This window comes from Pseudomonas sp. GM48 (assembly GCF_000282335.1).
In the GTDB taxonomy this organism is placed as follows: Bacteria; Pseudomonadota; Gammaproteobacteria; order Pseudomonadales; family Pseudomonadaceae; genus Aquipseudomonas.
On sequence record NZ_AKJM01000120.1, the window covers coordinates 45,890 to 59,542 of the forward strand.

General features: G+C 59.3%; 15 protein-coding genes and 1 pseudogene. 11 read left to right on the forward strand and 5 right to left on the reverse strand.

The genetic code is table 11. The features are described from left to right. Positions 1–19: 19 nt before the first annotated feature. The 5 genes from atuD (at position 20) to ppnP (ending at position 5,018) form a co-directional block, all read left to right on the forward strand. Complete coding sequence (atuD, locus tag PMI28_RS06805) at positions 20–1,177, forward strand: citronellyl-CoA dehydrogenase (RefSeq protein WP_007990160.1); 1,158 nt, start codon at positions 20–22, stop codon at positions 1,175–1,177. Then, a complete protein-coding gene (locus PMI28_RS06800; protein WP_007990162.1) occupies positions 1,174–1,971 on the forward strand; it encodes an enoyl-CoA hydratase/isomerase family protein in 798 nt (265 codons plus the stop codon). Before atuD ends, PMI28_RS06800 begins: the two co-directional genes overlap by 4 nt. A gap of 117 nt (positions 1,972–2,088) precedes the next feature. Then, positions 2,089–4,050: an acetyl/propionyl/methylcrotonyl-CoA carboxylase subunit alpha gene (locus PMI28_RS06795; RefSeq protein WP_007990164.1), complete on the forward strand. Its 1,962-nt coding sequence runs from the start codon at positions 2,089–2,091 to the stop codon at positions 4,048–4,050. Between the two features lie 71 nt (positions 4,051–4,121). Next, entirely contained in the window at positions 4,122–4,664 is a 543-nt protein-coding gene (locus PMI28_RS06790) for an exonuclease domain-containing protein (protein ID WP_007990167.1), read from the forward strand. A gap of 69 nt (positions 4,665–4,733) precedes the next feature. Continuing rightward, positions 4,734–5,018, forward strand: coding sequence for a pyrimidine/purine nucleoside phosphorylase (gene ppnP / locus PMI28_RS06785; RefSeq protein ID WP_007940055.1), 285 nt, complete (start codon positions 4,734–4,736; stop codon positions 5,016–5,018). An 85-nt stretch (positions 5,019–5,103) separates the two neighbouring features. Here ppnP and PMI28_RS06780 read toward each other — a convergent pair whose 3' ends face one another. Further along, entirely contained in the window at positions 5,104–5,910 is an 807-nt protein-coding gene (locus PMI28_RS06780; protein ID WP_007990169.1) for an MOSC domain-containing protein, read from the reverse strand. 191 nt (positions 5,911–6,101) lie between these two features. After that, positions 6,102–7,037, reverse strand: coding sequence for a chemotaxis protein CheV (locus tag PMI28_RS06775; RefSeq protein WP_007990170.1), 936 nt, complete (start codon positions 7,035–7,037; stop codon positions 6,102–6,104). 463 nt (positions 7,038–7,500) lie between these two features. On the opposite strand from PMI28_RS06775, the gene PMI28_RS06770 reads away from it, so the two are divergent. The 3 genes from PMI28_RS06770 to PMI28_RS06760 all read left to right on the forward strand — a co-directional run bounded on the left by PMI28_RS06770 (position 7,501) and on the right by PMI28_RS06760 (position 10,010). Then, positions 7,501–7,971: a hypothetical protein gene (locus PMI28_RS06770; protein WP_007990172.1), complete on the forward strand. Its 471-nt coding sequence runs from the start codon at positions 7,501–7,503 to the stop codon at positions 7,969–7,971. A gap of 489 nt (positions 7,972–8,460) precedes the next feature. After that, on the forward strand, positions 8,461–9,354 hold the full coding sequence (locus tag PMI28_RS06765; protein WP_007990174.1) for a sensor histidine kinase: 894 nt from the start codon (positions 8,461–8,463) through the stop codon (positions 9,352–9,354). Beyond that, positions 9,351–10,010, forward strand: coding sequence for a response regulator (locus tag PMI28_RS06760; RefSeq protein WP_007990177.1), 660 nt, complete (start codon positions 9,351–9,353; stop codon positions 10,008–10,010). Before PMI28_RS06765 ends, PMI28_RS06760 begins: the two co-directional genes overlap by 4 nt. Here the strand turns inward: PMI28_RS06760 and PMI28_RS31205 are convergent. Next, positions 9,994–10,224, reverse strand: a pseudogene (locus PMI28_RS31205) (lipid kinase YegS); the annotation flags it as partial. The gene PMI28_RS06760 and the pseudogene PMI28_RS31205 overlap by 17 nt on opposite strands. Positions 10,225–10,408: 184 nt before the next feature. Here PMI28_RS31205 and PMI28_RS31210 point away from each other — a divergent pair. After that, a complete protein-coding gene (locus tag PMI28_RS31210; protein WP_033063545.1) occupies positions 10,409–10,723 on the forward strand; it encodes a hypothetical protein in 315 nt (104 codons plus the stop codon). Between the two features lie 64 nt (positions 10,724–10,787). Here the strand turns inward: PMI28_RS31210 and PMI28_RS06755 are convergent, their stop codons facing one another. Both PMI28_RS06755 and moaB read right to left on the reverse strand, forming a co-directional pair. Then, the gene (locus PMI28_RS06755; RefSeq protein ID WP_007990180.1) at positions 10,788–12,014 is read right to left on the reverse strand and encodes a molybdopterin molybdotransferase MoeA; all 1,227 of its coding nucleotides are present in this window, start codon (positions 12,012–12,014) and stop codon (positions 10,788–10,790) included. Continuing rightward, the gene (gene moaB / locus PMI28_RS06750) at positions 11,998–12,537 is read right to left on the reverse strand and encodes a molybdenum cofactor biosynthesis protein B (RefSeq protein ID WP_007990181.1); all 540 of its coding nucleotides are present in this window, start codon (positions 12,535–12,537) and stop codon (positions 11,998–12,000) included. The genes PMI28_RS06755 and moaB overlap by 17 nt, the downstream gene beginning before the upstream one ends. An 81-nt stretch (positions 12,538–12,618) precedes the next feature. On the opposite strand from moaB, the gene mobA reads away from it, so the two are divergent. Together mobA and PMI28_RS06740 are read left to right on the forward strand one after the other, a co-directional pair. Then, positions 12,619–13,221: a molybdenum cofactor guanylyltransferase MobA gene (gene mobA / locus PMI28_RS06745; protein ID WP_007990183.1), complete on the forward strand. Its 603-nt coding sequence runs from the start codon at positions 12,619–12,621 to the stop codon at positions 13,219–13,221. Positions 13,222–13,297: 76 nt separating this feature from the next. Further along, positions 13,298–13,519, forward strand: a complete 222-nt coding sequence (locus PMI28_RS06740; protein ID WP_007990184.1) for a YgdI/YgdR family lipoprotein — start codon at positions 13,298–13,300, stop codon at positions 13,517–13,519. Positions 13,520–13,653 lie beyond the last annotated feature (134 nt).

Below are 13,653 nucleotides of genomic sequence, written 5' to 3' on the forward strand. Positions count from 1 at the left end.
CTCAAGGAGAACAATAAAAATGATCTTCACCCAGGAACACGAAGCACTGCGCCGCACCGTGCGCCAATTCGTCGAGCACGAGATCAACCCGCACGTCGAAGAGTGGGAAAAGGCCGGGCGCTTCCCCATCCACGAAATCTTCCGCAAGGCCGGCGACCTCGGCCTGCTGGGCATTTCCAAACCGGAAAAATTCGGTGGCATGGGGCTCGACTACAGCTATTCGATCGTTGCCGCCGAGGAGTTCGGCACCATTCATTGCGGCGGTATCCCGATGTCCATCGGCGTGCAGACCGACATGTGCACGCCAGCGCTGGCACGTTTCGGTTCCGATGAACTGCGCGACGAGTTCCTGCGCCCCGCCATCAGCGGCGAGCAGGTCGGTTGCATCGGCGTCTCCGAAGTCGGCGCCGGCTCCGACGTTGCCGGGCTGAAAACCACTGCGCGCAAGGATGGCGACGATTACGTGATCAATGGCAGCAAGATGTGGATCACCAACTCGCCGAGCGCCGACTTCATCTGCCTGTTGGCCAACACCTCGGACGACAAACCGCACATCAACAAGTCGCTGATCATGGTGCCGATGAACACACCGGGCATCAGCTTGAGCTCGCACCTGGACAAACTCGGCATGCGCAGTTCGGAAACCGCCCAGGTGTTTTTCGACAATGTGCGCGTACCGCAGCGCAATCGCATCGGTCATGAAGGCGCGGGGTTCATGATGCAGATGCTGCAGTTCCAGGAGGAACGCCTGTTCGGCGCAGCCAACATGATCAAGGGCCTGGAGTACTGCGTCAACAGCACCATCGAATACTGCAAGGAACGCAAAACCTTCGGCAATGCGCTGATCGACAATCAGGTGATCCACTTCCGCCTGGCCGAACTGCAAACCGAAATCGAATGCCTGCGGGCGCTGGTCTATCAGGCCACCGAGCAATACGTCAAAGGCCAGGACGTCACGCGCCTGGCCTCCATGGCCAAGCTCAAGGCCGGCCGGCTGGGCCGCGAAGTCAGCGACAGTTGCCTGCAATATTGGGGCGGCATGGGCTTCATGTGGGACAACCCGGTGGCCCGGGCTTACCGCGATGTACGGCTGGTATCGATTGGCGGCGGCGCCGACGAAATCATGCTGGGGATCATCTGCAAGTTGATGGGCATTCTGCCGGGGAAAAAGAAATGAGCAGCCTGCCGGTTTGCCAGACCTTGCTGCTGGAACTGCACAACGGCGTGCTGCATATCACCCTCAATCGCCCGGAATGCCGCAATGCGATGAGCTTGCAGATGGTCACCGAGTTGCGCTCGGTGCTGACAGCCGTGCGCGATGACCGAGGGGTGCGCGCTCTGGTGATCGGCGGTGCCGGCGGCCACTTCTGTGCCGGCGGCGACCTCAAGGACATGACCAACGCCCGCGCTCAAGGTGCCAGTGCGCACCGCGACCTGAACCGGCTGTTCGGTGCGCTGCTGCAAGAGATGCAACACGCCCCGCAAGTGGTGATCACGGTGCTGCAAGGCGCGGTGCTCGGCGGTGGTTTCGGCCTGGCCTGTGTCAGCGATATCGCCCTGGCCGATCACCAGGCGCAATTCGGCCTGCCGGAAACCAGTCTGGGTCTGCTGCCGGCGCAAATCGCGCCATTCGTGGTTCAGCGCATCGGCCTGACCGAGGCCCGGCGCCTGACCCTGACCGCAGCCCGTTTTGATGGTCACCAGGCACGGCGCATGGGGCTGGTGCATTTTGTCGAACATGATCCGCAAGCCTTGGCCGAACGTCTCGATGAGGTCCTGGCCCATGTGTTGTGTTGTGCGCCAGAGGCAAATGCGATGACCAAGAAACTGTTGCTGGCGAGTACCAGCCAGCCGTCGGATGCCATGCTGGATCAGGCTGCCGAATGGTTCAGCGAAGCGGTGACCGGGGCAGAAGGCGTCGAGGGAACGCTGGCCTTCATGCAAAAACGCAAACCGGGGTGGGCCATTTAAAAGCTTCGCGAGCAAGCCCGCTCCCACAGGGGTTATGAACGACACAAATCCAATGTGGGAGCGGGCTTGCTCGCGAAGAGGCCCGAACAGACACCGCAAATACAAGAGAGCCAACCCATGCCCGGACTGAAAAAAATCCTCATCGCCAACCGCGGTGAGATCGCCTGCCGAATCCAGCGCACGGCCCAGGCGCTGGGCTATCGCACGGTCGCCGTATTCAGCGACGCCGACGCCGATGCCCTGCACGTGCAGATGGCCGACGAAGCGGTCAACATCGGCCCGGCCCCGGTGCAACAATCTTACCTGAACATCCCGGCGATCCTTGACGCGGCCCGGCGCACGGGCGCGGATGCGATCCATCCTGGCTACGGTTTCCTCTCGGAAAACGCCGGGTTTGCCCTCGCCTGCCGGGACGCCGGCATCACCTTCATCGGTCCCAGCCCCGAGGCCATCGAACTGATGGGCAGCAAGCGCCTGTCGAAGATCGCCATGATCGAAGCAGGCGTGCCCTGCATCAATGGCTATCAAGGTGCCGAGCAGGACGACGCCACCCTGAGCCGCGAAGCCGAGCGCATTGGCTATCCGTTGATGATCAAGGCCAGCGCTGGCGGCGGTGGACGCGGCATGCGCCTGGTGCACGACGCCGGCGATTTGCTGGAGCAGATTCGCACCGCGCGCTCCGAAGCCCTGAACGGTTTTGGCAGCGGCGAACTGATCCTTGAACAGGCACTGGTCGAACCACGTCACGTCGAGGTTCAGCTGTTCGGTGACCGGCATGGCAACCTGATCTACCTCGGTGAGCGCGATTGCTCGGTCCAGCGCCGGCATCAGAAAGTCATCGAAGAGGCGCCCTGCCCGGTGATGACTCCTGATTTGCGGCAGGCCATGGGCGAAGCGGCGCTCAAGGCCGGGCGAGCGGTGCAGTACGTCGGCGCGGGCACCGTTGAGTTTTTGCTGGATGCGCGCGGGCAGTTTTACTTCCTGGAGATGAACACCCGGCTGCAAGTGGAACACCCGGTGACCGAACTGGTCACCGGGCTGGACCTGGTGGCCTGGCAACTCAACATTGCCGAGGGGCAAGCATTGCCGCTGCGCCAGGAGCAGGTGCAACTCAAGGGCCATGCCATGGAAGTGCGCTTGTATGCCGAAGATCCTGCCCGGGGTTTCCTGCCACAAACCGGGCGCGTCGTGGCCTGGGAACCGGAGTTACGGGACGGCGTACGGATCGACCACGGCCTGATCGAAGGTCAACTCATCAGTCCCTTCTACGACCCGATGCTCGGCAAGCTCATCGCCCATGGCGCCACCCGCGAAGAAGCCCGACGCAAATTGCTGCGGGCGGTACAAGACAGCGTGCTGCTGGGTCTGCAAAGCAATCAACGCCTGCTGGCCAGCCTGCTGGAACACCCGCAGTTCGCCCGCGGTGATTTCAGTACCGGGTTCATCCCGCAGCATTTTTCCGAGCATGCCTGCCTGCATCCTCACATCCCAAACGCGCAACACCTGGCCATCGCAGCCGCCCTGTTCTATCAGGCGTCGGCGCAGGCTCATCCGGCACCGCTGTCTGGTTGGCGCAACAACGCCAGTGTGCCGCTGCACTATCGCATTGGCCTTGACGATCAGGACTGGCCGGTAGCGTTGCAGGCGATCCCGGGCGAGCCGTTGCGCATTCAGGTCGCCGGGCGCAGCCTCGAGCTGAAGATCATCCACAGCGACGGACGCTGGGCCACTCTGGAAATCGAAGGCGTTCGCCAACGCCACGCTTACCACCTGGAAACCGGGCATCTCTGGCTGTTTACCCGTCCGGGCAGCCTGCAGTTCGTGGATCGCACTCAAGCTCAGGCCTGCGGCCGGGCCAGTGTCAGCTCCGGCACCCTCAAGGCCCCGATGGATGGGGCGATTATCGACGTCCTGGTCAATGAAGGCAGCCCGGTGACCAAGGGCCAACTGCTGGTGGTACTGGAGGCGATGAAAATGGAGCACCCGTTGAAATCGGGCATTGACGGTGTTCTCAAGCGCTTGCAAGTGAAAGTAGGGGATCAGGTGAAAAACCGGCAGATTCTGTTGGAGGTCGAATAAGCGGCTAGGCGGAACCGCCGGGTTTGGCTACGCTCAAACCCTAACAGGCCGCGGATACCAGGAACCCTGCAATGCCTCACTGGCTGGTCATTGATCTGGAGGCCACCACCGATGAGGGTGGTTGGCCCGTAACGGATATGGAAATCATTGAAATCGGTGCCACCCTGGTGGACCGCAAGGGACGCGAACTGGACCACTTCCAGCGCTTCGTCCGCCCCTTGCGGCGGCCGTTGCTGACACCGTTTTGCCGCGAACTCACGCACATCACCCAAGCCAACATCGATGCCGCGCAACCGCTGGGCGAAGTCTGGCCGGCGTTTGAACGCTGGCTCGGCCAACACCACACGCGACTTGAAGGCTGGGTCAGCTGGGGCGATTACGATCGCAAACAACTGCTTCAGGAATGGCAGCGGCTGGGGCTAACCAGTGCGCTGGCCAACGTGCCGCACATGAACCTCAAGCAGCGCTTTGCCAAGGCCCGGCGACTGGAACGTCCGCTGGGGCTCAACGGCGCTCTGCAACTGGCTGGCCTGCAGTTCACCGGCCAGCAACACCGGGCGCTGGAAGATGCACGCAATACCGCACGACTGCTGCCACTGGTTCTTCCGCTTTAGACAGGTGACGACACCCAGGGCCTTGTGCATACTGGCCGGCCCTTTTTAGCCCTTTTCGAGGAATCGCCCATGTTTAAAGTCAACGAGTACTTCGACGGCACCGTCAAGTCGATCGCCTTTGGCACCGCAGAAGGTCCAGCGACCATCGGCGTCATGGCTCCGGGCGAGTACGAATTCGGCACCAGCCAGCGTGAAATCATGCACGTGGTCAGCGGCGCACTGACCGTCAAACTGCCGGACAGCAGCGACTGGGAAACCTTCGCCGCCGGCAGCCAGTTCAACGTGCCGGCCAACAGCAAGTTCCAGCTGAAAGTGGCCGTCGACACGGCTTACCTGTGCGAATACCGCGGCTAAACCCGCGGACTTCAGCAAAAGAGAAGTCACCGAAATAAAAAATGCCCGTGTTTTTTGACACGGGCATTTTTTATTCTGCGGGAAATTATTCGAGGATCTCTACCGGCATGCCGACTTCAAGCCGACCGTTGCCATCGTTGACCAGGTTCTGGCCGAACATTGCTCCGTCGGCCTGCGAACGGTATTTCTGCAAGGTTGCCAAAGGTTCGCGGTCGTCGCTGCGCTCCCCGGTTTGCGGGTCGATGGTGGTCAGGATGCAGCGTGAACAGGACTTGACCACGCGGAACTCGACCTCGCCGATGCGGATACGCTTCCAGCCGTCTTCGGCGAACGCTTCACTGCCTTCAACCACCAGGTTTGGCCGAAAACGCAGCATCTCCAATGGACGCCCGACCCGTTGCGACAAGTCCTCGAGGGAGGCCTGGCCAATCAGCAACAACGGGTAACCATCGGCGAACGCCACCTGATCGTCCTCCTTGCCGTAGCCGGCCTCCGTCATCCGCGCCCGATCCAGCGGCACTTGCACCAGACGGGTCGGTTTACCAATAAACTCGCTGACCCAGGCTCCTGCTTCATCGCCGGCATCGGGGACTCGCAAGGTATCGCGCCAGATCGTCACGCCACGCAATTCTGCATCGCTACCAGGCAAGGCAATGTCAATCGGCGAATGGCCCGGCGCGCTGAGGGTCAAGCCACCCTCGGCATTCCACAACGCCGACAGCTGGCTCATCTGCGCCACTGCACGCTGGGTCAGGAAGCGTCCACTGGCCTCATCCACCAGCATCCAGCGTCGATCGCCGTCCAATCCAAGTTTATCGAGACCGATTTGTTGCAGCGTCTCGCCCTTGGCGGATTTCAACGGATAACGATACAGCGCACTCAGACGCAACATGGCCAGCTCCCTGGTAGGCAAAAACGCCACCCTATACGAGCTTGAAGGCCGAATCAAAGACTGACGATCACACACCGCGTCCCATGTGGGAGCGGGCTTGCTCGCGAAGGCGGTGTGTCAGTCGATAACAATGCCAACTGTCACACCGCCTTCGCGAGCAAGCCCGCTCCCACAGGTTGTGCAGGCCCCGCTTAGGCCGGCACTTCGTCAAGCATCAGGCGCTGGCGCACCACATCGACGAGTTTGTCCGGCTGGAATTTGGAGAGGAAATTGTCGCAGCCGACCTTTTTCACCATCGAGTCGTTGAAGCTGCCGGACAGCGAGGTGTGCAGAACCACGTACAAGCCACGCAGGCGCGGGTCATTGCGGATTTCGGTCGTCAGGCGATAACCATCCATTTCCGGCATTTCCGCATCGGTGAAGACCATCAACAGTTTGTCGGTCATGTGTACGCCGGTATCGGCCCACGCCTTGAGCATGTTCAAGGCTTTCAGACCGTCGCTGGCGATGTGCATCTTCACCCCCAACTGTCCCAGGGTATCGCGCAATTGCGCCAGGGCCACGTTCGAGTCATCCACCAGCAGCACCTCACGGCCACGGGCACGTTCCAGCACCGGATCTGCGAGCTTGTCGCGGGAGACTTTGGCGTTGTACGGGACGATTTCGGCCAGGACCTTTTCGACGTCGATGATTTCCACCAGTTGATCATCGACCTTGCTGATGGCCGTCAGGTAGTGCTGGCGGCCGGCGCTGCTCGGAGGTGGCAGGATGGCTTCCCAATTCATGTTGACGATCCGGTCCACACCACCGACCAGGAAGGCCTGCACCGAACGGTTGTACTCGGTGACAATAATCGTGCTGCCTGGCCCCGGTACCAACGGGCGCATGCCGATGGCCTGGGACAGGTCGATCACCGGCAGGGTCTGGCCACGCAGGTTGACCACGCCGCACACAAAAGGATGGCGCTGCGGCATCAGCGTTAACTTTGGCAGCTGCAACACTTCCTGTACTTTAAAGACGTTGATCGCGAACAATTGCCGCCCGGCAAGCCGGAACATGAGAATTTCCAGGCGATTCTCACCCACCAGTTGCGTGCGTTGGTCTACCGTGTCGAGAATGCCGGCCATCAATGACTCCTGGTCTTGTTCGGATGAATTCACTTAAAGAAGTTTATCGGCTGTTTTTGCCGAAGCTTGACCCTCTCTAAAATGCCACGCCCGAGCATTGATGTCACATTAACATCATGCTTTACTGGCGCCGTGAATACATCTGCTGCCCGCCTGCGCCACGCGACCATAGTTCACGCGGTAAGTTCCTCTGCGTAAGGGTTTCCCCTACCAACAATCAGGTGCAACCTGATATTCGCAATATCCAATAGCCATTAATGTGACGCCATTCTCATTGCATGAACGGAGTCAGGCTTTTGTGTGCGATCGCAAGTAAGTGGCCAACCACCCTCTCGTGTTCCCCAGCCTGCCTCCAGGCCAGCCGCAGTTCGTTCACTCGACGACTCGGCGATGCCGGGGTCCCGACTGCCCTCGTCGACACACACGATATCCCCTCATTTGACATGACGTTGTGGAGATAAGTATGCCGAACGATCGTAAAGAGTGGGCCCGGCGGCTCCCGGAGTTTCTCGTCGAGGCTGAAACACTCCTGGCTAAAACCGAGGAATGCCTGAGTCATCTGCAGTTGATCAGCAATGACAAGGACGCCATCGACTGCATGCTCAGCACCCTGCTCAAGCTGGCCAACAAGGCCGATGCCCTGGCGTTGGCGGCCGTGTCTGAATTCTCTCTGCATATTCATGGCCTGCTGAATCACGCACAGAACACGATGAGCCTGCACGACGAGGCGCTGGGTGCCTTGAAAGACTGCCTGACCCTGATTGCCTGGCAACTCGAACTCATCGACCAGACCACCGGGCAACTCAGTCTCGACGACAGCGAGCAGGTCACCCTTATCGAAGCTTTTGCCTTTCAGGTCGGGCAAAGCCGGTTTCAACCACCGGTCAATTCCAGGCCGTTCACCCTCGTGTCCTATTCGGAGCGACAGGCCTGAACTTGCCAAACTATGCCGTATGGCGTGTTTTGGTTATCAATACCGCGCTGTAACTTGAGTGCGCACATGTCGCAAATAAATATTTCATAGCTATAAACGACACCGTGTCACAAACACGAATGCCCATCGACAGTTGCGTGCCTGTCTTGACCAGGGTATTGCCTGGGCATCAACAAAATCCAGGGACAATCGTCATCTTGCGACGGCAACAGCCAACTTGTTCCATTATGGAACCACTGTCCAAATGTCTGGATTCCTGACTTTTCGGACATGTATACAAACGCGACCAACGGTATCTTAAGTGCTACTATGCCGCCTGTTAGTTGGCGCCAATTAATGGCAGTGTGATTGCGGCCGGACAGTTTGGGGCTGATTTCTCCAACAAAATAGTGCATCCCGTTGAAGTCGACGCTCCACATTAAAAAACAGGGGCCTGTCAGCCAGCATGACCGGTCTGCCCACAGCGAACATCCATTGGCTCCATCCGCTATGCACGCCAGCCTCAAGTCAATCGCCATGTGGCCACCGTCCCGAGAAATTGCACGCACATTCACGCTGTTGCTATGTGCCTGCTCGACGCTCGGCAGTGCACTGGCCTATGGCTTGTCCATTCCGTTGCCCCTGGCATTGCTGGTGCTCAATGTTGCGGCGCTGACCAGTGTTGCGGTGCAGTACCGCCTCTCGCGCAAATCCATCAAATTCCAGCCTCAGGAACTGGCCGACCGGCTGTTGCAGGTTCAGGAAAACGAGCGTCACCGGTTGAGCCGGGAGCTGCATGACGATATCGGTCAATTACTGACCGCTGCAAAACTTCAAAGTGACTGGCTCAAACGCCGGATGCCCGAAGAGCTTCAGGGGCAATGCTCGGTCCTCTGCGACACGCTGGAAGAAACCCTGGCCAAGGTTCGTGATGTATCCGCCATTCTAAATCCCCGGCAGTTGACCAGCCTTGGGCTGGAAGCCAGTCTGCGGGCGCACCTGCTCAAGACCCTGGCCAACACCCCGGTACACTGGAGCCTGGAATGCCAACAGCGCCTGACCGGCATACCGGAGGAAATGGCCGTGGCCGCTTTCCGTATCACCCAGGAAGCGGTCACCAACATCCTGCGACATGCCCACGCCAAGAACCTGCTGGTGTGCCTGCAGCGCCTGCCACAAGGCCTGATGCTGCAGATCCGCGATGATGGCCAGGGCTTCGCGCCCGCAACAGACCCAGGTCGTGAAGGGCAACGCGGTATGGCCGGGATGTCGGAGCGGATCGACCAACTGGGCGGCACATTGACCGTTACCAGCGAGCCGGGCAAAGGCACTCAAATCGAAGCTCTTTTTCCCTGGGCGCCCCGAGCGCTCGAACGGGCCAGTTCGAATAAGGTTATGCATTGACTTGTAATTTACTACTGGTGGATGACCACTCGCTGATCAGGGCTGGCGTGCGCGCCCTGGTAATGGACCTGCCGGGCTATGCCGTCATCGGTGAGGCCAATGACGGCTCGCAGTTGCTCGAAATGGTCGGGCATCTGTCCCCGGATATTGTCCTGCTGGATATTTCGATGCGTCACACCGGCGGCCTCGAAGCCTTGCAGCAGCTAAAGCGCGTACGCCCGCAGAGCAAGGTCCTGATCCTCTCGATGCACACCGACCCGGCCCTCATCATGCAGGCGCTGGAGTCCGGAGCCCATGGCTACCTGCTCAAGGACACCACGGCGACCGAACTCGAACACGCGCTGGAGGCCTTGCGCAACAACGAGCGCTATCTGAGCCCGGCCATTGCCCACACGGTGATCAATCAGGCATTGACCCGAAACCAGAAACACCAGCCCGAACCTGCCGACTCGCACAACCTGACGGCTCGTCAGCTGGAAATCCTGCGGTTGATCGTTCGCGGAAAATCCACCCGAGAGATCGCCAACGGCCTGGGGCTGAGCGTCAAGACCGTCGAAACCCACCGCTCGCAGATCATGAAGCGCTTGCAGATCTACGATGTAGCCGGCCTGGTGCTATTTGCCGTGCGAGAACAAATCATCAGCCTCGATGACTAGGCACCTCACTGGCATTCACCCGCGGCGGATCCTCTGGCAAATGCACGAGCAGCGCCACTGGGCGATCTGAAAAACGCAGGTTGTCCCCTTCCAGCGGCTCACCGTACAGATTGATGTAAAGCCCTTCCGAGACCTTGATCTCTCCTCAACGCAGGCGCGCACGGACAAATTTACTGTCGTTGCCGAAGCCTTCGGCCAGCAGGATTTTCAACGTCCGTCCACCTCCTGCCCGTCTCGTTGACCTCGAAGCCTCCGTTAAAAGTCGCAAGAAAATGAATTATTTCCTGACAGAAAGACACGGCAGGATTTTTCTTACAAAACATGAGGAATCGGCTCAATTGACCAGAATTCTGAATTGGTAGACCTTGGGCTGCAGCAGGACATCACAAGGACGTGCCATGCAAACCCAAAACCTCGCATCACCCGCTATTTCAGCCTTGCCGCTCACAGATATTAAAAGTGCAGGCCACCGAACCGAATGCAGCAACAGCATAAAAGCCACGGGAGAAGTTGATATGGAACCTCGCGTCACCGAGCTGGAAACACACCTCAAGTACATACGCAGGGACATGGAAGAAGTCCGGGGTGACGTCAAATCCATCAGGCACAGGCTTGCCTATTCCGCCGGCGGAACAGCCGTGATCCTCGGTTTGCTTGGCTGGATCGCCAATAGCCGTTTCGAGCAGGTTATTTCATTGCTTCTGGCGCATTGAACGGCCATCAACACAAGACCCGGTTCAATCAACCGGGTCTTGTGTGAAAAAGCCGCTGGAGCCATCAGCTCAGGACTTCGCTCAACGGAATGAAGAAAACACTGTCGCCCTGTACCAGCGTACGACCTTCCAGGACTTCTACCAGTCCATCAGCCCAGGCAGCGCTGCGCAGCACACCGGAACTCTGGTTTTTGTAAATCGTCGCCCTGCCGCTTTCCAGCCGTCCGCGCAAATATTCACGCCGATTGCCAGGTTGAAGCCAGTCAAACCCTGCCGGCACCTGCACCTTCAGTGGCTCAACGTCTTGCACACCCTGACGACGCAAGAGATAGGGCCTGGTCAACAATGCAAAGGTCACGAGGGTCGACGCCGGATTGCCCGGCAAGCCGATCACCGGCACGCCGCGAAAATGCCCGAACGTCAGCGGTTTTCCAGGCTTGATGGCAAGTTTCCACAAGGTCAACTCGCCCTCTTCGCGCAAGGCGATGCCCAGAAAATCGGCTTCTCCTACCGATACGCCACCGGTCGAGAGGATCAGGTCGACATCCTTCAACTCACCCAATCGGGAGCGAGTGGTTTCCAGATTGTCCGGAAGAATTCCCGCGTCGACGACCTCACACCCCAAACGCTGCAACCAGCTACACAACAACACCCGGTTGCTGTTGTAGATCTGTCCCGGCCCCAGCGTCTGCCCGGGCTCAATCAATTCGTCGCCGGTAGACAGCACCGCCACGCGCACCCTGCGAACCACTTCCAGCTCGGCGCACCCCAAGGAGGCAGCCAATCCTTGCTCGATCGGGCCCAGCCGCGTACCTGCCGGCAGAATCAACTCGCCGACGGTCGTTTCCTGGCCTTGCGGACGAATGTTCTGGCCTAGGGTCATGGTTTCGGTGAAGCGCACTCGCTCATCCGCCTGGACCTCGGCGTTTTCCTGCATCTCGACGCAGTCGGCACCTGCGGGAACGGGCGCCCCGGTGAAAATGCGCGCACAGGTTCCTGGCTGCAACGGATCGGGGGCCTGGCCGGCAAACACCTTCTGACTGACCACCAACGGCTCTCCCGTCCAGTCAGCCATGCGCAAGGCATAACCGTCCATGGCACTGTTTGGCCAGGGCGGCAGATCAAGTGTCGACACCAGGTCTTCAGCCAGTACACGCCCCTGTACCTGCGCCAACGGCAAGCGCTCACGCTCGACAATCCTTGAGGCTTCGGCCATTTCCAGTAGACGCGCCAACGCCTGCTCGACAGGCATCAGACTGCCAGCCTTGCCAGGCTTACCCACGGGATTCACAAGGCGCTGCCTGTTTCAAATGGGGTACGAAATTGCACGGGCGATGCCGCGAATCCAGTTGCTCGGCAAGTATGCCGTCCCAACCGGTGCGCACGGCATTGGTCGAACCCGGCAAACAGCAAACCAGCGTACCGTTAGCCAATCCGGCCAAAGTCCGGGACTGAACGGTCGAGGTGCCGATATCGGCAACCGAGATCTGGCGGAACAGTTCACCAAACCCATCAACCTGTTTGTCCAGCAGGCAGCTGACGGCTTCCGGTGTGCTGTCACGCCCGGTAAACCCGGTTCCGCCGGTGATCAGCACAACCTGCACGACATCGTCGGCAATCCAGTTGGCGACTTGCGCGCGAATTTTGTAGAGGTCATCTTTGAGCAACACGCGGGCTGCCAGGTAATGACCGGCAGCGGTCAAGCGGTCGACAAAGACCTGACCTGAAGTGTCGGTTTCCAGTGTGCGGGTATCACTGACAGTCAGCACGGCGATGTTCAGCGGTGCGAAAGGTACATCAGCCTTGGCTTTCATAGGCTCGTCCAGTTGTAGGAGAAACAGCCCGGTGTTATATCACAGCGCTCCGTTTTTTCGCCGCTCCCATGGAGACCTGCCATGACCACGAATTCACAATTGCCACCCTGCTCCATTCTGCTCCTGGCGGGCGGGCGCGGCCAACGTATGGGCGGTCAGGATAAAGGGTTGCTGGACTGGCACGGGGAACCGCTGATTGCACACTTGCATCGCAAGACCCGTCCACTGACCGATGACCTGATCATCTCCTGCAATCGTAACCTTGAAAAGTATGGGCCCTACGCCGACCAGTTGGTCCACGATGATGAAGGTGGCTTCCCCGGGCCTCTGGCCGGTATTCGCGCTGGCCTGAAAGCTGCTCGCCATACTCACCTGTTGGTCCTGCCATGTGACGTTCCGGGCATTGATGCGGCGCTGATTGGTAACATGCGCGAGACCGCCAACCTGCATCCGGACAAGCCGCTGATGGTGCGGCATGACGGCCACTGGGAACCGTTGTTGTGCGTTATTCCCGTGGAACACAGGGCTGCGTTCGAGAATGCCTGGAGCGAAGGTGAGCGCAGCCCTGGCCGGTTAATGCGCAAGCTCGGCGCGACCGCACTGCAATGCCCCGACAAAGACCCTCGGCTGGCCAACCTGAACACGCCGGAACTGTTAAGCGGTCATATCACTGTGTCAGACTGATATTAATCAGGAACTTGCGCGGACGGTGCACGTCTCAAGTTCGGCAACCAAAGAATTCTTATTCGGAGACACACTCATGACTCAACGGACCCTCGCCACTTTCATGCTCGCACTCGGCCTCGCAACCCTCGCCGGTTGCTCGTCGCCTACAGTGATCACCTTGAATGACGGTCGCGAAATCCAGGCCGTCGACACCCCACAGTACGACAAGGATTCCGGTTTCTACGAATTCGAACAGCTCGATGGCAAACAGACCCGCATCAACAAAGACCAGGTTCGTACCGTTAAAGAGCTGTAACCCTGGCGCCGCCGGATACACAAAAGCCCGCTTGATGCGGGCTTTTTCATGCCCGAAGAACAGCGCTTCAGGGTATTGCCAGTCAGTTAGACACCCTTTGTAGCAGCTGCCGAGCCCGCGAGGCTGCGTTCGGC